General features: G+C 72.6%; 20 protein-coding genes. 10 read left to right on the top strand and 10 right to left on the bottom strand.

All coding sequences use genetic code 11. The features are described from left to right. The first annotated feature begins 320 nt into the window (after window positions 1-320). On the top strand, window positions 321-1,703 hold the full coding sequence (locus tag AC3ET4_RS28070; protein WP_431954288.1) for an OFA family MFS transporter: 1,383 nt from the start codon (window positions 321-323) through the stop codon (window positions 1,701-1,703). Window positions 1,704-1,874: 171 nt separating this feature from the next. On the opposite strand, the gene AC3ET4_RS28065 is transcribed toward AC3ET4_RS28070, so the two are convergent. Together AC3ET4_RS28065 and AC3ET4_RS28060 are read right to left on the bottom strand one after the other, a co-directional pair. Next, window positions 1,875-2,192, bottom strand: a complete 318-nt coding sequence (locus AC3ET4_RS28065; RefSeq protein ID WP_431954287.1) for a chorismate mutase — start codon at window positions 2,190-2,192, stop codon at window positions 1,875-1,877. A gap of 28 nt (window positions 2,193-2,220) precedes the next feature. After that, on the bottom strand, window positions 2,221-2,859 hold the full coding sequence (locus AC3ET4_RS28060) for a LysE family translocator (protein ID WP_431954285.1): 639 nt from the start codon (window positions 2,857-2,859) through the stop codon (window positions 2,221-2,223). Between the two features lie 168 nt (window positions 2,860-3,027). On the opposite strand from AC3ET4_RS28060, the gene AC3ET4_RS28055 reads away from it, so the two are divergent. After that, complete coding sequence (locus AC3ET4_RS28055) at window positions 3,028-3,543, top strand: VOC family protein (protein ID WP_431954283.1); 516 nt, start codon at window positions 3,028-3,030, stop codon at window positions 3,541-3,543. A 58-nt stretch (window positions 3,544-3,601) separates the two neighbouring features. Here the strand turns inward: AC3ET4_RS28055 and AC3ET4_RS28050 are convergent, their stop codons facing one another. Beyond that, window positions 3,602-4,282, bottom strand: coding sequence for a GntR family transcriptional regulator (locus AC3ET4_RS28050; RefSeq protein WP_431954281.1), 681 nt, complete (start codon window positions 4,280-4,282; stop codon window positions 3,602-3,604). A gap of 433 nt (window positions 4,283-4,715) precedes the next feature. Here AC3ET4_RS28050 and fdhD point away from each other — a divergent pair, with 433 nt between their 5' ends. Further along, complete coding sequence (gene fdhD / locus AC3ET4_RS28045; protein ID WP_431954279.1) at window positions 4,716-5,567, top strand: formate dehydrogenase accessory sulfurtransferase FdhD; 852 nt, start codon at window positions 4,716-4,718, stop codon at window positions 5,565-5,567. 151 nt (window positions 5,568-5,718) lie between these two features. On the opposite strand, the gene AC3ET4_RS28040 is transcribed toward fdhD, so the two are convergent. Both AC3ET4_RS28040 and AC3ET4_RS28035 read right to left on the bottom strand, forming a co-directional pair. Next, complete coding sequence (locus AC3ET4_RS28040; protein ID WP_431954277.1) at window positions 5,719-6,081, bottom strand: UBP-type zinc finger domain-containing protein; 363 nt, start codon at window positions 6,079-6,081, stop codon at window positions 5,719-5,721. Window positions 6,082-6,261: 180 nt separating this feature from the next. Then, a complete protein-coding gene (locus AC3ET4_RS28035) occupies window positions 6,262-6,714 on the bottom strand; it encodes a MarR family winged helix-turn-helix transcriptional regulator (RefSeq protein WP_431954275.1) in 453 nt (150 codons plus the stop codon). A gap of 91 nt (window positions 6,715-6,805) precedes the next feature. Between AC3ET4_RS28035 and AC3ET4_RS28030 the strand changes: the two genes are divergently transcribed. Then, window positions 6,806-7,180: a cupin domain-containing protein gene (locus AC3ET4_RS28030; protein ID WP_431954273.1), complete on the top strand. Its 375-nt coding sequence runs from the start codon at window positions 6,806-6,808 to the stop codon at window positions 7,178-7,180. Between the two features lie 26 nt (window positions 7,181-7,206). Here the strand turns inward: AC3ET4_RS28030 and AC3ET4_RS28025 are convergent, their stop codons facing one another. Together AC3ET4_RS28025 and AC3ET4_RS28020 are read right to left on the bottom strand one after the other, a co-directional pair. Then, window positions 7,207-7,800 (bottom strand): histidine phosphatase family protein, encoded by a 594-nt coding sequence (locus AC3ET4_RS28025; protein ID WP_431954271.1) that lies wholly within the window; start codon window positions 7,798-7,800, stop codon window positions 7,207-7,209. Then, window positions 7,800-8,030, bottom strand: coding sequence for a hypothetical protein (locus tag AC3ET4_RS28020; protein WP_431954269.1), 231 nt, complete (start codon window positions 8,028-8,030; stop codon window positions 7,800-7,802). Before AC3ET4_RS28020 ends, AC3ET4_RS28025 begins: the two co-directional genes overlap by 1 nt. A gap of 337 nt (window positions 8,031-8,367) precedes the next feature. On the opposite strand from AC3ET4_RS28020, the gene AC3ET4_RS28015 reads away from it, so the two are divergent. Beyond that, window positions 8,368-9,222: an MBL fold metallo-hydrolase gene (locus AC3ET4_RS28015; protein WP_431954267.1), complete on the top strand. Its 855-nt coding sequence runs from the start codon at window positions 8,368-8,370 to the stop codon at window positions 9,220-9,222. A gap of 30 nt (window positions 9,223-9,252) precedes the next feature. Further along, window positions 9,253-9,624 carry a DoxX family protein gene (locus tag AC3ET4_RS28010; RefSeq protein ID WP_431954265.1) on the top strand — a complete coding sequence of 124 codons (372 nt, stop codon included), beginning with the start codon at window positions 9,253-9,255 and terminating at the stop codon, window positions 9,622-9,624. 31 nt (window positions 9,625-9,655) lie between these two features. Here the strand turns inward: AC3ET4_RS28010 and AC3ET4_RS28005 are convergent, their stop codons facing one another. Beyond that, a complete protein-coding gene (locus AC3ET4_RS28005; protein WP_431954263.1) occupies window positions 9,656-10,723 on the bottom strand; it encodes a bile acid:sodium symporter family protein in 1,068 nt (355 codons plus the stop codon). A 100-nt stretch (window positions 10,724-10,823) separates the two neighbouring features. On the opposite strand from AC3ET4_RS28005, the gene AC3ET4_RS28000 reads away from it, so the two are divergent. From AC3ET4_RS28000 to AC3ET4_RS27985, 4 genes are all read left to right on the top strand, one after another. Further along, window positions 10,824-11,702: a LysR family transcriptional regulator gene (locus AC3ET4_RS28000; protein WP_431954261.1), complete on the top strand. Its 879-nt coding sequence runs from the start codon at window positions 10,824-10,826 to the stop codon at window positions 11,700-11,702. A 383-nt stretch (window positions 11,703-12,085) separates the two neighbouring features. Further along, window positions 12,086-13,966: an AMP-dependent synthetase/ligase gene (locus AC3ET4_RS27995; RefSeq protein ID WP_431954259.1), complete on the top strand. Its 1,881-nt coding sequence runs from the start codon at window positions 12,086-12,088 to the stop codon at window positions 13,964-13,966. 90 nt (window positions 13,967-14,056) lie between these two features. Continuing rightward, entirely contained in the window at window positions 14,057-14,884 is an 828-nt protein-coding gene (locus AC3ET4_RS27990; protein WP_431954257.1) for an aldo/keto reductase, read from the top strand. Between the two features lie 367 nt (window positions 14,885-15,251). Continuing rightward, on the top strand, window positions 15,252-16,019 hold the full coding sequence (locus AC3ET4_RS27985) for a class I SAM-dependent methyltransferase (protein WP_431954255.1): 768 nt from the start codon (window positions 15,252-15,254) through the stop codon (window positions 16,017-16,019). 131 nt (window positions 16,020-16,150) lie between these two features. On the opposite strand, the gene AC3ET4_RS27980 is transcribed toward AC3ET4_RS27985, so the two are convergent. Both AC3ET4_RS27980 and AC3ET4_RS27975 read right to left on the bottom strand, forming a co-directional pair. After that, entirely contained in the window at window positions 16,151-16,705 is a 555-nt protein-coding gene (locus AC3ET4_RS27980) for an HPP family protein (protein WP_431954253.1), read from the bottom strand. After that, a complete protein-coding gene (locus AC3ET4_RS27975; protein WP_431954290.1) occupies window positions 16,695-17,339 on the bottom strand; it encodes a family 1 glycosylhydrolase in 645 nt (214 codons plus the stop codon). The genes AC3ET4_RS27980 and AC3ET4_RS27975 overlap by 11 nt, the downstream gene beginning before the upstream one ends. Window positions 17,340-17,418 lie beyond the last annotated feature (79 nt).

Here is a 17,418-nt window from a genome sequence, read left to right as displayed (position 1 = left end):
GTTGAGCGCGCTGCGAACCGAGGGGGTGATCTGACCGATGGCGGACACCAGGGGCCGCGAGGACACGCGGTCACACACCACAGAGCGACCGGTGGCGGTGCCGGGCACCGTCCACCGGTGGGCCGGGGCAGCAGGGCCGCCCTGACCGACGCACCACCGTGACGAGACCGGGCCGCGTGGACCGCGCGGACCGGGCCCGCCGCGCAGCACGAAAAGAGCACGGGGGCCGGCACGGGTCGGTCTCCCACGGGACCGACCCGTGCCGGCCCCAGGTCCAGGGGGCGCTGGCCAGACTCTTTCGAGGCAGGGGAATCATGACAATGGCGTCAACGACATCGACGTCCCAAACACCCGTCACCTACCGAGAGGTGACCGACCGCAACGGCCGGGTGTACCGCATCGGCGAGACCGATGTGGACATCATGGGGCGTAAGCGCAAGTGGATGGTCATCCTGCCGTGGGTGGGCATGATGGGCATCAGCTCGGCGGAGTACGCGTTCGCGTCCGCCGAGGAGACGCTCCACACCGCACACGCGTGGAGCAGCCTGCACATCTTCTGGATGCTCGGCGTCTGGGTGTTCTTCCAGGCCGCGGTGGCCTTCCCGGCGGGCAAGCTCCGCGAGTCCGGGAGGCTGCCGGCGCGCTGGGCGATGATGCTCGGCGCCCTGGGCACCTTCCTGGGCTACCTGTCGCTGGCGTACGCACCGCACGTCGTCTTCGCGTACCTCGGCTTCGGCATGTTCAGCGGCATGGGCGCCGGCATGGTGTACGCGACCTGCGTGAACATGGTCGGCAAGTGGTACCCCGAGCGGAAGGGCGGCAAGACCGGCTTCGTCAACGGCGGTTTCGCCTACGGCTCGGTGCCGTTCGTCTTCCTCTTCACCGGCTACATGGACCTGACCAACTTCCGCTGGGTGCTGGTCTCGGTCGGCGTCTTCCTCGCGGCGGTCGTCGCGGTGTCCGGCCACTTCTTCAAGGACCCGCCGAAGAACTGGTGGCCGGCCGACATCGACCCGCTGAAGGTGCCCGACGACCCGCGCACCCGCCGCGCCCTGGAGAAGAACCCGCCCGCCGTCCGCCAGTACACCCCCGCGGAGGCCTGGCGCACCGGCCGGGTGGCGCTGATGTGGTTCTGCCTGCTGTGCACCTCGGGCGTGAACATCTTCGGCATCGCCTTCCAGGTCGACATCGGCAAGGAGGCGGGCTTCGCCGGCGGGATCGTGGCCACGGCCATGTCCCTGAAGGCGATCGTCAACGGCACGGGCCGCGGCGTCATCGGCTGGCTGTCCGACCGCTACGGCCGCAAGCAGTGCCTCATCTTCGTCTGCATCGTGCTCGGCCTGTCGCAGTACGGCATCCTGTGGTCGGCCGACATCGGGAACCTGCCGCTGTTCCTCATCTTCTCGTCCATCTCCGGATTCGGCGGCGGCGCGATCTTCCCGATGTTCGCGGCGATGACGGCCGACTACTTCGGCGAGAACAACAACGCGTCCAACTACGGCCTGGTCTACAGCTCCAAGCTCGTCTCGGGTCTGCTCGGCTCGGGTATGGGCGCCTACGTGGTGTCGCACTGGGGCCACAGCGGGGCGTTCACCCTCGCGGGCTCGATCTCGCTGTTCGCCGGCTTCGTGGCGCTCTTCCTCACCCCACCGGGCCGTCCGAAGAAGAAGGACGTCCAGCGCAGCCCGCAGCCCGTGGGCTGACGTGACCGCCGGGAAGCGCCCGGGCTTCGGCACGGAACCTCGTGCCAGGAGACCGGGTGTCCCTCCCGACCACCGCGATAACCCCGGACCACCCCCGTGTCACCGGGGGACCGTGCCGGCATGACGTGGGCCTCAGTCGTGGAACGCCACGGCTGAGGCCCACGCGGTGTCTCAGCCCTTGCGGTCGGCGGCGATCGCCTTGTGGTGGTGGATGACCTCTTCGACGATGAACTTCAGGAACTTCTCCGCGAAGGCCGGGTCGAGGTGCGCCTCCTCGGCCATCTGCCGCAGCCGGGCGATCTGCTCCGCCTCGCGCCGCGGATCGGCGGGCGGCATGTTGTGGGCCGCCTTCAGCTCCCCCACCTGCTGGGTGGCCTTGAAGCGTTCCGCCAGCAGGTGCACCAGGGCCGCGTCCAGGTTGTCGATGCTGCCGCGCAGGTGGCGCAGCCGCTGCAGGGCGGCCGTGTCGTCCACGTGTCCGTCGTCCATCCGACCAGCCTAACCAGCGCGACGCCGTTCAGTCGGTACGTCCCGTGGCGGCGGCGGTCACCCCGAGACCGATCATCGCGAGGCCGCCCGCACCGCCGACCAGCGACAGACGGCGCGGGGAACGGGCGAACCACGATCGGGCCGCCGCCGCCGCGAGGCCCATGGCGCTGTCCGAGACGAGGGCGATCACGTTGAAGACCAGGCCGAGCAGCAGCATCTGCACGGTGACGTGCCCGGCCGGACGGTCGACGAACTGCGGCAGCACCGCGGCGTAGAACACCATGGTCTTGGGGTTCGAGACGCCGACCACGAAGCCCTCGCCGAGCGTGCGCAGTGCGCCGCGCGCGTCCCCCGCGTCCCCGGGCGCCATGGCGAGCCCCCTCCGCTGCCGCACCGCCTTGACGCCCAGGTACACCAGGTAGGCGGCGCCCGCCAGCTTGAGGGCCGCGAACAGCAGCGCCGAGCGCTCCACGACCGGGCCGACGCCGAGGGCGACGGCGACCACCAGGACGTACGAGCCGAGCGTGTTGCCGGCGACGGAGGTCAGCGCGACGCGGCGCCCGTGGGCGAGCGCGCGGCCGATGACGAAGAGGACGCTGGGGCCGGGGATCACCACGAGCACCAGGGACACCAGGGCGAAGGCCGCCAGTCGGTCGAAGGACATCATGGCCGGAGGCTAGCCGGGCGGGTATTCCGGCCGCACCGTATTAAACGGTCGTTTCGGGCGTCGGCGGCCGATGAGGTGGCCGACGGCGTTGTCGTCTGTTCATCCGGCCGCGGGTGCCGTCATGCTGGGACGTCGACAAGCGCGGGCACGAGGGAGGCGGAACCGATCATGAGCGAGCCGCAGGGCGCAGAGCTGGAGGCGGTACGGGCCCGGCGGGAGGAGCTGCGCGCGAGGTATCTGCGCGAGCCCGCGGCGCGGCCGGCGACCACGGCGGCGGGGGTGCACCACGTCGCGTTCATCTGCCGGGACGTCGAGGAGACCATCCGCTTCTACCAGCAGTTCCTGGGCTTCCCGCTGGTGGAGCTGGTGGAGAACCGGGACTACGCGGGCTCCAGCCACTTCTTCTTCGACATCGGCCACGGCAACCTGCTGGGCTTCTTCGACTTCCCCGGCCACGAGCACCCCGAGCACCACGAGACGATCGGCGGCCTGCAGCACCTGGCGCTGTCGGTGACGGCCGAGCAGTTCGCCGAGGCCAAGCGCGTGCTGGACGAGGCCGGGATCGACTATCTCGGGCCCGACCGGGGCGTGGAGGACAGCCTCTACCTCCGCGACCCCAACGGGATCAACGTGGAGTTGTACCGGGAGCGGCTCGGGCACTTCGACGGCAAGCCGCTGCTCTGAGCGGCCCGGCCGGGGCGGACAGCCCGGCGGAGCCTGCGGGCCGGCGGGCGTGCCGGGGTCAGTCCTCATGCGCCCGCTGGTGGTAGGAGGTCCTGGTGTGCTCGGTGTGCGCGCGCATGATCTGCTGGGCCCGCTCGCCGTCGCGTCCGGCGATGGCCGCGATCAGCTCACGGTGCTCGACCCAGGACTGCTGACCGCGCTGCCGGGCGACCGGGGTGTAGTACCAGCGCACGCGCCGCTCGACCTGCCGGGCGAGTTCGGCGAGCACCGCGTTCCCGGCCAGTTCCATCACGCAGGCGTGGAGGGCGGCGTTGGCGGCGACGACCGCGTCGACGTCGTCGGCGGCGACGGCTGCCTCGCCCGCCTCGCACAGCTCCTCGAGCCGCGCCAGGCCCGCGGAGGTGGCGTTGGCGGCGGCGAGGCGGGCCGCCTCCGTCTCCAGCAGGGCGCGGACCACGAGGAGCTGGTCGGCCTCCTCGTCGGTGGGCTCGTGGACGAAGGCCCCCTGGGCCGGGCGCAGATCCACCCATCCCTCGGTGTTGAGCCGCTGCAGGGCCTCGCGCACGGGCTGGCGGGACACCCCGAGGTGGCCGGCGAGTTCGGTCTCCACCAGGTGCTGGCCGGGGGTGAGCGAGCGGGTGATGATCAGCTCGAGCAGCGCTTCGTACACCTGGTCACGCAAGGGCCCGGGGCGCTGGAGCTTGGGCACGGATCCCTGCGACAGCCCGCTGGACAGCATCGGGGCCCCCAATCTTTCCCGGGGATGATTGGCTTTCGTCTACAGTCTACGTGCGCCAGGGCCGGGCACGGACACCGCACCCGAGCGTGATGCTCTTCACACTTCCGGCACTGCTCTTGCGGGAAGTCGGCGACCGCGCCGACGGCGGGCCGGCCATGGAAGCGATCATGCCAGGCGGCGGGGCGGCAGCGGTAACCGGCCGGAAGGCCGCTTGCACGCGCACCCTCCTCGGCCCGCGGCCCGCCGGGAAGCACCTTTACGCCCCCTTGACCCCTGCCAGGCGAATACTGTACACAGTATTCGTCCGGGGTCGAACACTCCGGGCCGGACCCGTTCCCGGGCCCGCGCCCGGGTACGGCGCGATCACCCGTGGCAACCTCTGTATCAAGGGCCCAAGCGGCTTCCAGCACGTACAGAACCGGGACTGATCGACATGGGACGGGTCACCGAACGACGTCGGGTACTGAGGATCAGGGACGAAGCCGTCGACCATCGCGCGGACACCCTGGTCGCCGAGGAACCACTGGAGATCCGGCTCAACGGCAAGCCGCTCGCGATCACGATGCGCACCCCCGGCGACGACTTCGCGCTCGCGGCGGGCTTCCTGGTCAGCGAGGGTGTGCTCGGCGGCGCTGACGAGCTGGCGAACATCGTGTACTGCGCCGGCGCGACCGTCGACGGGTCCAACACCTACAACGTCGTCGACGTGCGCCTCGCCCCCGGGGTCGCCGTCCCCGACATCACGCTGGAGCGCAACGTCTACACGACGTCCTCCTGCGGTCTGTGCGGCAAGGCCAGCCTCGACGCCGTCCGCACCACGGCCCGTTGGCCCATCGCCGACCCCGCGCCGCTGCGCCTCGAGCCCGCGCTGCTGTCCGCGCTCCCCGACCGGCTGCGCGCCGCGCAGCGCGTCTTCGACCGGACCGGCGGTCTGCACGCGGCCGCCCTCTTCACCGCCGACGGCGAACTGCTCGACCTGCGCGAGGACGTCGGCCGCCACAACGCCGTGGACAAGATCGTCGGCCGGGCCCTCCAGCAGGACCTGCTGCCGCTCGCCGGGAAGATCCTCATGGTCTCCGGTCGGGCCTCCTTCGAACTCGCCCAGAAGGCCGTGATGGCCGGCATCCCGGTCCTCGCCGCCGTGTCGGCCCCGTCCTCCCTGGCCGTCGACCTCGCCGCCGAGTCCGGGCTCACCCTCGTGGGCTTCCTGCGGGGCGCCTCCATGAACGTGTACGCGGGCGAAGAGCGGATCGCCCTGCCCGCGCCTGCGGCCGGGCGGGTCTGACCCGTCCAGCGCGCGTACACGCGCGCGGGACCGGCCGGCGAGGTTGCGCCCCCTGCGCCGGCTGGTCCCGCCACGGTCCTCACCGCTCGCCGGGGTCCCGTCCCCGGCCGTGGGCGGCGCCGGTACGCCGGCCCGCCCGCGCGGTGCGTCCTCAGTGCAGCTGCGCCTGCCAGTCCGCGGGGACCCTGCCCGCGGGACCCGGCGAGGGCTGGCCTGCTGGGCGCGAGTGCGGCGGAGGCAGTGCGGGACCGTCGTAGAACTCCTCGGTCTCGACGTTCCAGAACCAGTCCTCACCGGGCTCATAGCTGGTCATGAACGGGTGGCCCGCCTCCCGGGCGTGCCGCGTGGCGTGCTGGGACGGCGAGGAGTCGCAGCAGCCGATGTGCCCGCACTGAGCGCAGCGGCGCAGGTGGAGCCACCAGCCGGGCCCCTGGCCGGCGCCGCAGTCGGCGCAGCCGTCACCGCTGGGCTCTGACGTGGGATCGATGCCGGGGATCGTGACGTCGTCGGCCATGGTGGACCCGCCTCCTCAACCGCGAATCGCATCCTCCTGGCATGCTAACCGCCCTCGGATGCAGCCACCGGTCGAGCCGGGACTGCCCCCGCGGCCACCGCGGCTTCTCGCCCCGGGCCGCGTTCCGGAGCCGTGAGGTGGGGCTCGGAGTCTCCAGTGGAGTCCGTCGCCGGGGGCCGCCTACCAGGCGGGCCGGACGGGGCCGCCGGGCGCGAGGCGCGCCAGGTCGGCGGACAGGGCGCGCAGCCGGTCCTCGCCGAGCACGTCGGCCCAGGAGCGCACGGCGTCTGCGGCGGCCTGCTCGGCGGCGCGGGTGCAGGCCCGGCCGCGGTCGGTGAGAACGACGCGCCGGGCCCGGGCGTCGTCCGGGTGGGGACGGCGTTCGGCGTAGCCCTTGGCCTCGAGTTCGTCGACGAGTTGCCCGGCCGCCTGGCGGGTCACCCCGAGGTGCGCGGCGAGTTCGGTGACGGTGGCGCCACCGGCTGCCATGCGGGTGAAGGCGAAGCCATGGGCGGGGCGCAAGTCGTCGAAACCGCGGGCGACGACACCGTCGTGGATCGCGGCGGTGAGGGCGCCGGCGGCGGCGAGCAGGTTGACGCCCAGGGCCATGGCCGGGGCCGCTTCGTCCTTCATGCCGCCCACCTTGACACAGTGCGCAAGCGGCTTGAATATATAGGCAACCAACTTGCTCAAGTTACTTGCCTATCAAGGAACAGGGGTTCCCATGCCCGTCGTCCGCTCAGCCGACGCCGAAGTCCACGACCTGCACGACGTCCGCTTCGTCTCGTACGCATGCACCGCCACCGGCAGCACCGAACTGTGCGCGTGGCGGCTCGAGGTGCCGGCCGGGACCGCCGGTCCCGGCCACACCATCAGCCGCGAGGAGGTCTTCCTCGTCCTTTCCGGTACCCCGCGTCTGACCATCGACGGCGAGGCGCACGACCTGTCACCCGGCGACGTGGCCATGGTGCCGGCGGGTTCCCTGCTGGCCATGGGAAATCCGGGGAACGGCCCCGCCTCCGTCTGGGTGACCACCGGGATCGGTCTGGAGGCGGTGTTCCCCGACGGGTCGCGGATCAGCCCGCCCTGGGCGCGCTGAAGTCGCTGCGCACCCGGGTCAGCGCCTCACTGGAGGTGGGCGGTGTCGTTCCAGAGGGTGATCGCGGGGTCGCCGTACGCCCAGCCGAGGATCGACAGCGAGGCCGGCGCCAGGCTCAGCACCATGCCGCGCTCCGGGTTTAGCCGGAGCCAGCGGGCGGCCAGGGTGCGCAGGAAGTGGCCGTGGGCGAAGACGACCGCGTCGCTGTCCTCCGCCTGAGCCCAGGCCACCACCTCGTCCGCCCGGTCGGCGACCTGCCGAAGGGTCTCGCCGTCGACGACGCCGTCGCGCCAGATGACCCAGCCCGGGCGTTCCTCGTGGATCTGCGAGGTCGTACGGCCCTCATAGGCGCCGTAGTCCCATTCCCGCAGGACGTCCCAGGTCTGCGCCCGGTCGCCGAAACCGGCGATCTCGCAGGTTTCGCGGGCACGCTGGAGGGGGCTGGTGCGGACCCGAGCGCCCGGGAAGCCGTGCCAGGGGGCGCGGGCGAGGCGCTTGCCCAACAGGCGGGCGCCCTCCCGGCCCTCCTCGGTGAGCGGGATGTCGGTCCAGCCGGTGTGCCGGCCGCTCTCGGACCACTCGGTCTGGCCGTGTCGGACGAGCACGAGACGCGGAGCCATCAGGGGGCTACCTCCTTGAGGACGGCCGCGGTGTCGTTGCCGTCGGGTTCACTGACGAAAGCACGGTAAGCGCGGCGGGCGCGGTACGCGAAGTGCCCCGGCCGGTGCCGGGTCTTGTACGCCGGGGTGTCACGGCGTGCCGGACGGCGCCGTGTCCGGTCGGCGTCGTGGTCCGAGGCGAAAACGCCGATATGGTGGGTGGACGTCGCCACCGTTGCCTCAGAGGTCACATGGACAGTGTCCCTCCCGACCGGTGGGACGCACAAAACGGCGCCCCGCGCCACCCGGCGGAGCGGACCCGCCGGGCAGGTCCGGCCGACGCGACGACTGCCCGCGGAAAGTGAGGTCTTGACGTCCTCCCCCGCCCAGGGCGGCGAGGCCGCCGGTCGCCCGTGGGGCCCCGCCGCACGCAGTTCGCCCCGTCCCGGAGGACTCCCGCCCAGGTCCCACACCGTCTCCACCGGCGTCCACCGCCGCCCCGTCGGACGCCGGCCCTGCCCTCCCCACTCCGCAGGAGCATCGTCTCCGCCCCGGCCCGCGCACCGGGGTATCCACGAAGGAGTCCCCATGAACGCAGCCACCCCTCCGGCGCCGGAGCCGCTCGACGTGCGCTGGATCCACGGGTCGCCGTCGGCGAAGCACAACACCGACCCCGACATCCAGGTGTTCGAGTACGACGAACGCACCTTCATCCTGCGGCAGAACAAGGCGGTCCACTACGAGGCCCCCTTCCTCTTCCTGCTCTTCGGCGACGACCGCGCCGTGCTCCTGGACACCGGGGCCACCCCGGAGGAGGAGTTCTTCCCGCTGCGGGAGGTCGTGGACGAGCTGTTCGAACTCAGGCCGCCCGCCCTGCAGCGGCCCGGGTACGAACTGCTGGTGCTGCACACCCACGCCCACTCCGACCATGTCGCGGGCGACGCTCAGTTCGCCGACCGCCCCGACACCGTCGTGGTGCCGGCGGACCGCGACAGCGCATGGAGCTTCCTCGGCCTCGCCGAGGACCCCGAGCGCGTGGCGCGCCTGGACCTCGGGGGGCGGATGCTGGAATGCCTCGCGACCCCCGGCCACCACGCCGCGGCCGTCACCTACTTCGACTCCGCGACGGGCTTCCTCCTCACCGGCGACACCGTCTACCCGGGCCGGCTCTACGTCGAGGACTGGGCCGCCTTCCGGCGCACCCTGGACCGGCTGGTCGCCTTCGCCGAGCAGCGCCCCGTCACCCATGTGCTGGGCTGCCACATCGAGATGACCCGCGAACCGGGTGTGGACTACCCCGTCCGCACCACCTACCAGCCCGACGAGCCGCCACTGGAGATGGCCGTGGAGCAGCTCCGCGAGATCCGGCGGGCGGTCGAGGAGATCGGCGACCGGCCGGGACGCCACCCCTACCCGGGCTTCGTCATCTGCCGCACGGACTGAGCGCTTTCGAACGTACGGCAGACTGTGCGGGTGTTCGCACTCGCCGTCGCGCTGACCGTCCTGCTGCTGCTGGAAGTCGTCCCCTCCGCGGTCGCCCAGCTCACCCGTGCGCGGGCCGGCCGGGAGCGGCTCGACGAGCTGACCCGGCTGGGCGTCCTGGAAGGACGGCGCCTGTGGGTGCTGACCCTTCTCGGCACGCTGCACACGCTGGGCGCCGTCGTCGTGCTCGCCGGACTGCGGCACCCTACCGTCGGCGTCGCAGGGGCCGCGCTGGAGGCTGGGATCTTCGCCTGGGTGCTGCTGTGCCAGCTGCGTCACGGCGACCGGGGGCGCGCCCTCTTCGCGTACGCGCTGTTCCTGGCGATGGCGCTGGCGGTCCTCGTGGTCGACGCGGTGCGTTGAGCGGGCCCGCCGCCGAGCGGCCGGGCGGGACTCACCCGCGGTCGGCCATGATTTCCCGGGACGGTACGCCGGCCGGGGCGGCGGTGGTTGCGACGGCCGCGGTGGCCGTGGCGGCCGTGGACGCGACCGCCTCCGCCTGCCTGGCCCACCGCTTGGCGAGCACCGCGCACACCATCAGCTGCATCTGGTGGAAGAGCATCAGCGGCAGCACCATCAGTCCGGCCTGGGCGCCGAACAGCACCGACGCCATGGGCAGTCCGGCCGCCAGGCTCTTCTTCGAACCGGCGAAGACGATGGTGATCCGGTCCGCGCGGGGGAAGCCGAGCCTGCGCGAGCCGTACGAGGTGAGGAAGAGCATCGCGGCCAGCAGCAGGGCCTCCGCCACCAGCAGCCCCAGCAGGCGCAGCGGGGTGACCTGGTGCCAGATGCCGCGCACCACGCCCTCGCTGAACGCGGTGTAGACGACCAGCAGGATCGAGCCCCGGTCGACCAGGCCGAGCACCTTCTTGTGGCGGGTGACGAAACCGCCGATCCAGCGCCGCAGCAGCTGCCCCGCCACGAAGGGCGCCAGCAGCTGCAGCACGATGCCGAACACCGCGTCCACCGTGAGGTTCCCACCGCTCCCGCCGAGCAGCACCGCGGCCAGCAGCGGCGTGAGGACGAGCCCGGCGAGGCTGGAGAAGGAGCCGGCGCAGATGGCGGCGGCCACGTTGCCGCGGGCGACGGAGGTGAAGGCGATGGAGGACTGGATGGTCGAGGGCACCAGGCACAGGAAGAGCAGCCCGGTGCGCAGCTCGGGCGTCAGCAGGTACGGCACGAGTGCGCCGGAGGCCAGGCCGAGCAGCGGGAAGACGAGGAAGGTGGCGGCCAGGACGGTGCCGTGCAGGCGCCAGTGGCGCAGTCCGTCCATCGCCTCACGCGTGGACAGGCGCACGCCGTAGAGGAAGAAGAGCAGCCCGACCGCTCCGGTCGAGGCCCCGCCCGCGAGGTGGGCGCCCGCGCCCCGGGCGGGCAGCAGGGCCGCGAGGAGCACGGTGCCGAGCAGCGCCGCGATGTACGGGTCCACAGGGAGCCAGGACGGGTAACGCAGGCGGCGCATGGTCTTCCTCATCAGTGCTGGACGGGGCCCTCTCCAGCGTGCCCGCTGGCCGGGCGATCGTAAATGATTTTGACCGCACTCACTGCCATCACGTAACGCGATGAGCGGCGATAGGCTGGACGGCGTGTTCGATCCGGTGCAGCTGCGGACCTTTGTCGCCGTGGCCCAGACGCTGAGTTTCACGCAGGCAGGCCGTCGGCTGGGCCTGCGCCAGTCGACGGTGAGCCAGCATGTGCGCAAGCTGGAGGAGGCCGCCGGGCGGCGGTTCTTCACGCGCGACACGCACACCGTGGAGCTCACCGAGGACGGCGAGGCCATGCTGGGTTTCGCCCGGACGATCCTGGAGGCGAACGAACGCGCCGCGGGCTGGTTCGCGGGCACCCGGCTGCGCGGCCGGCTGCGCCTGGGCGCCTCGGAGGACTTCGTCCTGACCCGGCTGCCCGAGATCCTGGAGCGCTTCCGGCGCGAGCACCCCGAGGTCGACCTGGAACTGACGGTGGAGCTGTCGGCCACCTTGCACCGCCAGCTGGCCGCCGGACGGCTGGACGTGATGCTCGGCAAGCGCGCGTCCGGGGACACCCACGGCGAACTGGTCTGGAGCGACCGGCTGGTGTGGATCGCCGGCGAACGCTACCGCCCCGAGGCCCAGCGGCCCGTACCGCTGATCCTCTACCCGGCCCCCGCGATCACCCGGGCGCGGGCCCTGGAGGTCATGGAGCGGAACGGCCGTGCGTGGCGCATCGCGTGCACCAGCGGCTCGCTCAGCGGGCTGATCGCCGCCACCCGCGCCGGGCTCGGGGTGATGCCGCACGCCGAGGGGCTGATCCCGCCCGGGCTGGTGCGGGTTCCGGCCCGGGCGGGGCTGCCGGAGCTCGGCGGCGTGGACTTCGTCCTGCTGCACGGGCGGCGGCGGCCCGCGGCGCAGGAGGCGGCGGACGCCCTCGCGGCGGCGATCCTCGGGGGATCGCTGCGGTCGTGACCGCCCCACCGGCGCGGCGGCCACGGCCGCGGCGTCGGCCGGCTTCCCGCTTCGCCGCGCGGTGCCCCGACGGCGGCCGGTCCTGTCCGCGCTCGACCAGTGGGCACGGCCGGGCGGAGGCGCGGCAGCGACGAACACCGCTTCCCGCCGGGGACTGTAGAGCGGCCGTGCGCCCCCCGAGGGGATTTGGTGCAGAGTCCGGGCGGCCCCGGTACGCCCGGACGCCGCCCACGGGCACGATGTTCCTTGCGGTAACAGGCGATGGGGGCGTCCCCCGTGCGCACGGGCCCCCGCCCGGGCCTTCACAGCAATCTGCGCACCCCTGTCCACCCCAGGTGGTGTCGGGTACGTTTCGTGGCCGCCCAAGTGGTCGAGGAGCGACGTTGCGCGAGTTCACCATGCCCGCACTGGTGACGGCACCCCAGGCCGGAGGTCTGGCGGACGCCGTGTTCGCCAATGCCGACGAGGAACCGGACCGGGTCGTGCTGAGCCGCCGCGCCCCGGCGGGCGGCGCAGGCAGCAGGGGCGGCGCGGACGGCACGGGTGACGGGGACGGCGCGGCGGGCTGGGAGCACGTCACGGCCGCCCGGTTCCGGGACGAGGTCCTCGCGGTGGCCAGGGGCCTGTTGGCCGAGGGGATCCGCTTCGGCGACCGCGTCGGCCTGATGTCCCGCACCCGCTACGAGTGGACCGTGCTGGACTTCGCGCTCTGGGCGATCGGCGCCCAGCCCGTCCCCATCTACCCCACCTCCTCCTCGGACCAGGTCCGCTGGATGCTCCACGACTCCAAGGCGGTCGCCTGCGTGGTCGAGCACGAGGACCACGCGATGACGGTCGGCGCGGTCGTCAACCGGCTCCCCCACCTGACACGGCTGTGGCAGCTGGACTCCGACGCGCTGTCCGAACTGGCCCGGCACGGCTTCGCCGTCGACGACGACCTGGTGCACCGGCACCGCAAGGCGGTCACCCCGGACGCCGCCGCGACGATCATCTACACCTCGGGCACCACCGGCCGCCCCAAAGGGTGCGTGATCACCCACCGCAACTTCATGGTCGAGAGCGACAACGTCGTGGCCCGGTACGAACCGGTCTTCCACAGCAGGAACGGCGACGAGGCGTCCACCCTTCTCTTCCTGCCGCTCGCCCACGTCTTCGGGCGCATGGTGGAGGTCGCGGCCGTCCGCGCGAAGGTCCGGCTGGGCCACCAGCCCGAGCTGGCCGCCGCCGAGCTGCTGCCGGCGATGGCCTCCTTCAAGCCGACCTTCGTGCTGGCCGTCCCGTACGTCTTCGAGAAGGTCTTCCAGGGCGCCCGCCGCAAGGCCGAGGCCGCGGGCAGGCTCGGGCCCTTCGAGAAGGCCGTGGACGTGGCGGTGCGGCACGCCGAGGCGATGGAGGCCCGGGCCTTCGGCACCGGACCCGGGCCCAGCGCCTCGCTGCGGATGCAGCACCAGCTGTACGAGAAGCTGGTCTACGGCAAGGTGCGGGGGGCCCTCGGCGGCAAGGTCCGGCACGCGTTCTCCGGCGGCTCCGCGATGGACCGGCGGCTGGGGCTCTTCTTCGACGGCGCGGGCGTGCGGATCTTCGAGGGGTACGGGCTCACCGAGAGCACGGCCGCCGCGGTCGCCAACCCGCCCGAGCAGACGCGGTTCGGCACGGTGGGCGTGCCCGTCCCGGGCACCTCGGTGCACATCGCCGAAGACGGCGAGATCCTGGTGCGCGGCGGACAGGTCTTCAGCGGGTATCTCGACGACCCCGACGCCACCGGTGAGGCCCTGCACGACGGCTGGCTCGCCACCGGCGACCTCGGCGCGCTCGACGAGGACGGCTACCTCACCATCACCGGGCGGAAGAAGGAGATCCTGGTGACCAGCGGCGGCAAGTCCGTCTCGCCCGCGGTGCTGGAGGACCGGGTGCGCTCCCACCCGCTGGTCGCGCAGTGCGTCGTGGTCGGCGACGACCGGCCCTTCGTCGCCGCGTTGATCACCCTCGACCCCGAGGGCATCGGGCACTGGCAGACCATGCGGGCCAAGCCGGTGCTGCCGGTGGACCGGCTGATCCGCGACCCCGACCTGGAGGCGGAGGTCCGGCGAGCCGTCGTCGCCGCCAACACGCTCGTCTCCCAGGCCGAGTCGATCCGCGCCTTCCGCATCCTGGCCGGGCAGTTCTCGGAGGAGGGCGGGCTGCTGACGCCTTCGCTCAAGCTGAAGAGAAGGGCGATAGAGAAGGCGTACGCGCGGGAGATCGAGGCTCTTTACCATACCTAGGCCTACGTGGGGGAATGCCGCCCAGGCGAAGATCGCTCTAGCGGAGGCATACCGTGAGTCCGACTCCGACACAGTGAGGAAGACCAGCTCGTGAGCAAGGTTCCCGACATCACCCTGAACAACGGCGTCACCATGCCGCAGCTCGGTTTCGGCGTCTGGCAGGTCCCGGACGACGAGGCCGCCACGGCGGTCGCCACGGCCCTGGAGGCCGGCTACCGCAGCATCGACACGGCCGCGCTCTACCAGAACGAGAGCGGCACCGGCCGCGCCATCGCCGCCTCCGGCATCCCGCGCGAGGAACTGTTCGTCACCACCAAGCTGTGGAACACCGATCAGGGCCACGACAACGCCCTGCGGGCCTTCGACACCTCCCTCGGCAAACTCGGCCTGGACTACGTGGACCTCTACCTGATCCACTGGCCCACCCCGGCCCGCGGCCTGTACCTGGAGACCTGGCGCGCCCTGGAGAAGATCCACGCCGACGGACGTGCCAGGACCATCGGCGTGTCGAACTTCCCGGTCGCGCAGCTGCAGCACCTGTTCGACGAGAGCGGCGTGGTACCCGTCGTCAACCAGATCGAGCTGCACCCGAACCTCCCCCAGGCGGAGCTGCGGGCCTTCCACGCGGCGCACGGCATCGCCACCGAGGCCTGGTCACCGCTGGGCCAGGGCCGCGGACTCCTCGACGAGCCCGCCCTCGCCGCCGTCGCCGCCAAGCACGGCAGGACCCCCGCCCAGGTCGTCCTGCGCTGGCACCTCCAGCTCGGCAACGTCGTGATCCCCAAGTCCGTGACGCCGTCGCGGATCCGGGAAAACCTCGACGTCTTCGGCTTCGAGCTCGACGGCGAGGACATGGCCGCGATCGACGCCCTCGACAACGGCGGGCGCCTCGGCCCCGATCCGTCCTCCTTCAACTGACCCGCACTGCGTGGGGAGCGGCGGCGCAGGTCGGATCGCCGCCCCACGCGGTCGGATTTCGCCGGTGACCCCGGTAGCGGTCGAGCGAGCGCGGCCGTTGCACAAGTGCCCGTGCCTGTGCTCGAGGCGCTGTGCGGCGTAGTCGCGACGACGGTCGTTGCGACGGGGTCAGGCCCCGGCATCGCGGTCGCGGTCCAGGGCCGGCCGAGCCGGCGGACGAGGCGTGGAGCGGAGGAACGCACGGGCGGCAGCTCTCGCTGTCTTTCACCGCCCCCCTGACGCCGGGCACAGCGCATCGCGGCACGGGGCTTGTGACAAGGGTCACTTGGCCGCCGTCGGGTGCATGGCGGGCGGCTAACCTCCAGGCGTGCTGGACTACGAGGAGCAGGCAGCGATCTACGACGCCACCCGCGGCGGGGTCCCCCGGGCCGAGGCCGCGGCAACCGCCGTGCTCGAGCTGATACCCAGAACGGCCGGCACCGTGCTCGACATCGGCTGCGGCACCGGGCTGGTGACGGCCCGCTACACCGGCCGCGCCGGGCTGCGCGTGCTGGGCGTCGACGCCGCCCTGGCCATGGCCCGGCTCGCCGCCGACCGAGTAGGGCCGGGGATCGTCCAGGGCGACGTGCGCCGGCTGCCGTTCGCGACCGCTTCGCTCGACGCGGTGACGGCCGTGTGGGTGCTCCACCTGCTGCCGGACGCCCCCGCGGTGATCGCCGAGTGCGCCCGGGTGCTGCGGCCCGGCGGGGTGTTCGTCACCACCGTCGACAAGGACGCGGGGCACGACGTGGGGAGCGACGTCGACGCGCTCCTCGCGCCGTTCCGCACCCGTGAGGCGCACGACGCGGAAGGACGGGTGCTACGGCAGGCCGCCTCGCACGGCCTGCGCCCAGCCGCCGAAGCCCGCTTCGCAGGCCACGGCCAGGGCCGCACCCCCCGCGATCTCGCCGCCCGGATCGCGGCGGGCGGGTTCGCCTCCGCGCTCGCCCTGCAGGACGGCGACGTGGAGACCCTCGCCGGACGCCTGACCGCGCTCCCCGGGCAGGACACGGCCCGCCCCGACCCCGTCTACCGACTCCTCGCACTCGTCAAGGACTTCGCTCCAGCGGCGTCCACGCCGGCGAGCGATCACTGAGCGGTTCCGCGGGCCGCGGCAGCAGCTGCTCCCTCGTCGCCACCACCGTGCCCCCCCCCGACAGGCTCCGGGAAGACCCTCCCCCGGTGTGCCCGCGCCACCGCACCGACCCGGCAGGCCGAGCTCACCTGTCACCACCACGTCGTGGCGTAGACCTCGCGCCGCAGGCGGGCGGAGACCGTCTGCACCACGAGGAGCAGCACCGCGCCGACGGCCAGCAGGGGCACGAAGTGGGTGGCGGACGGGGTGGTGAGCATGATCATGACCGCGGTGGCCATGGCCGGCGGATGAGGCGTTCTGAGCAGCAGGACGACTCCGCAGGCGATACCGCACCCCACGACGGCGGCCCACGGGCCGTGCCAGCCGAGGGCGAGCACACCGAAGCAGACGAGGCAGGCGAGCATGTGGCCGCCGATGACGTGGCGGGGTTGCGCGAGCGGGGAGTCGGGGGTCGCGGTGACGATGGCCATCGTGGCGGCGAGCGGCGGCACGAGCACCGTCTGGTGGGTGAGCGTGCCCAGGACCACCAGCAGGGCCAGGCCGACCGAGGTCGTCACGGCCGCCGAGGCGATCGTGCGCGGTGGCAGCCGCGCCAGGCGGCGTCTGCCGCGCCTCTCGCGGGTGCGGGACGGCTCGCGGGACGCGGCGTCGACGGTATCGGTCGCCCCGGACGCGTCAGCCGCCATGCGGACGACCGGACTCGGGACGGAGCGGGGCACAGGCCCCCGAGGCGCGCGGAATCAGCATGGGGACTCCTTGGGACCATCCCCGTATCCGGCCCACGGCGGCTCTTCCGTGACAACGGGGATCTCGCCCTCGATCGTCGCCCCGCCGTGCGTGGGGTGTCCAAGACCACCTCCTTATCGTTCGATTGAAGACCTCTATCGAAGGCCCGGCCGAAGACCCCAGCCGAGGACCCCTGCCGAGATCCGCGCCGGGATCCGTGCCGTCAGGACGCGCTGCGGCGGGCCTGCGCGATGCGGTCCCGGTACCAGGGCACGAGGCCTTCGGCGTGCGCCGCTGGGTCGCGTAGCCGACGTGGACGAGTCCGAACCGCTGGTGGTAGCCCACGGCCCACGCGAAGTTGTCCAGCAGCGACCAGACGAAGCAGCCGCGGACGTCGACCCGGCAGGCGTGCGCGCTCCGCACGGCCTCGATGCGGGTGCGCAGGTAGTCGACGCGGGCCTCGTCACCGATCGCGCCGTCATCCGAGGGGAGGCCGGCCCGGGAGCAGCCGTTCTCGGTGATCCGGAAGGGCGGGAGCCCGGCGCCGTACCACGCGTCGAGACCGGTGAGCGGTTCGGTGAGGCCGTCCGGCACCACCGGCCGGCCGAAGGCGGTGCGCGGGTACGGGCGGGTTGGGACGGCGACGTCACCACGTCCACCGTGTGGGATCCGT

This window comes from Actinacidiphila sp. bgisy167 (assembly GCF_057707665.1).
This window is presented reverse-complemented; position numbering and strand designations above follow the sequence as displayed.

Coding starts and splice junctions, on each gene's coding strand:
- AC3ET4_RS28040 (WP_431954277.1), bottom strand. CDS start 6,081: ATGGCCGACGACGTCACGATCCCCGGCATCGATCCCACGTCAGAGCCC.
- AC3ET4_RS28015 (WP_431954267.1), top strand. CDS start 8,368: ATGAACGCAGCCACCCCTCCGGCGCCGGAGCCGCTCGACGTGCGCTGG.
- AC3ET4_RS28065 (WP_431954287.1), bottom strand. CDS start 2,192: ATGGACGACGGACACGTGGACGACACGGCCGCCCTGCAGCGGCTGCGC.
- AC3ET4_RS28005 (WP_431954263.1), bottom strand. CDS start 10,723: ATGCGCCGCCTGCGTTACCCGTCCTGGCTCCCTGTGGACCCGTACATC.
- AC3ET4_RS28060 (WP_431954285.1), bottom strand. CDS start 2,859: ATGATGTCCTTCGACCGACTGGCGGCCTTCGCCCTGGTGTCCCTGGTG.
- AC3ET4_RS28000 (WP_431954261.1), top strand. CDS start 10,824: ATGAGCGGCGATAGGCTGGACGGCGTGTTCGATCCGGTGCAGCTGCGG.
- AC3ET4_RS28050 (WP_431954281.1), bottom strand. CDS start 4,282: ATGCTGTCCAGCGGGCTGTCGCAGGGATCCGTGCCCAAGCTCCAGCGC.
- AC3ET4_RS27980 (WP_431954253.1), bottom strand. CDS start 16,705: ATGGCGGCTGACGCGTCCGGGGCGACCGATACCGTCGACGCCGCGTCC.
- AC3ET4_RS28055 (WP_431954283.1), top strand. CDS start 3,028: ATGAGCGAGCCGCAGGGCGCAGAGCTGGAGGCGGTACGGGCCCGGCGG.
- AC3ET4_RS28070 (WP_431954288.1), top strand. CDS start 321: ATGGCGTCAACGACATCGACGTCCCAAACACCCGTCACCTACCGAGAG.
- fdhD (WP_431954279.1), top strand. CDS start 4,716: ATGGGACGGGTCACCGAACGACGTCGGGTACTGAGGATCAGGGACGAA.
- AC3ET4_RS28035 (WP_431954275.1), bottom strand. CDS start 6,714: ATGAAGGACGAAGCGGCCCCGGCCATGGCCCTGGGCGTCAACCTGCTC.
- AC3ET4_RS28030 (WP_431954273.1), top strand. CDS start 6,806: ATGCCCGTCGTCCGCTCAGCCGACGCCGAAGTCCACGACCTGCACGAC.
- AC3ET4_RS28025 (WP_431954271.1), bottom strand. CDS start 7,800: ATGGCTCCGCGTCTCGTGCTCGTCCGACACGGCCAGACCGAGTGGTCC.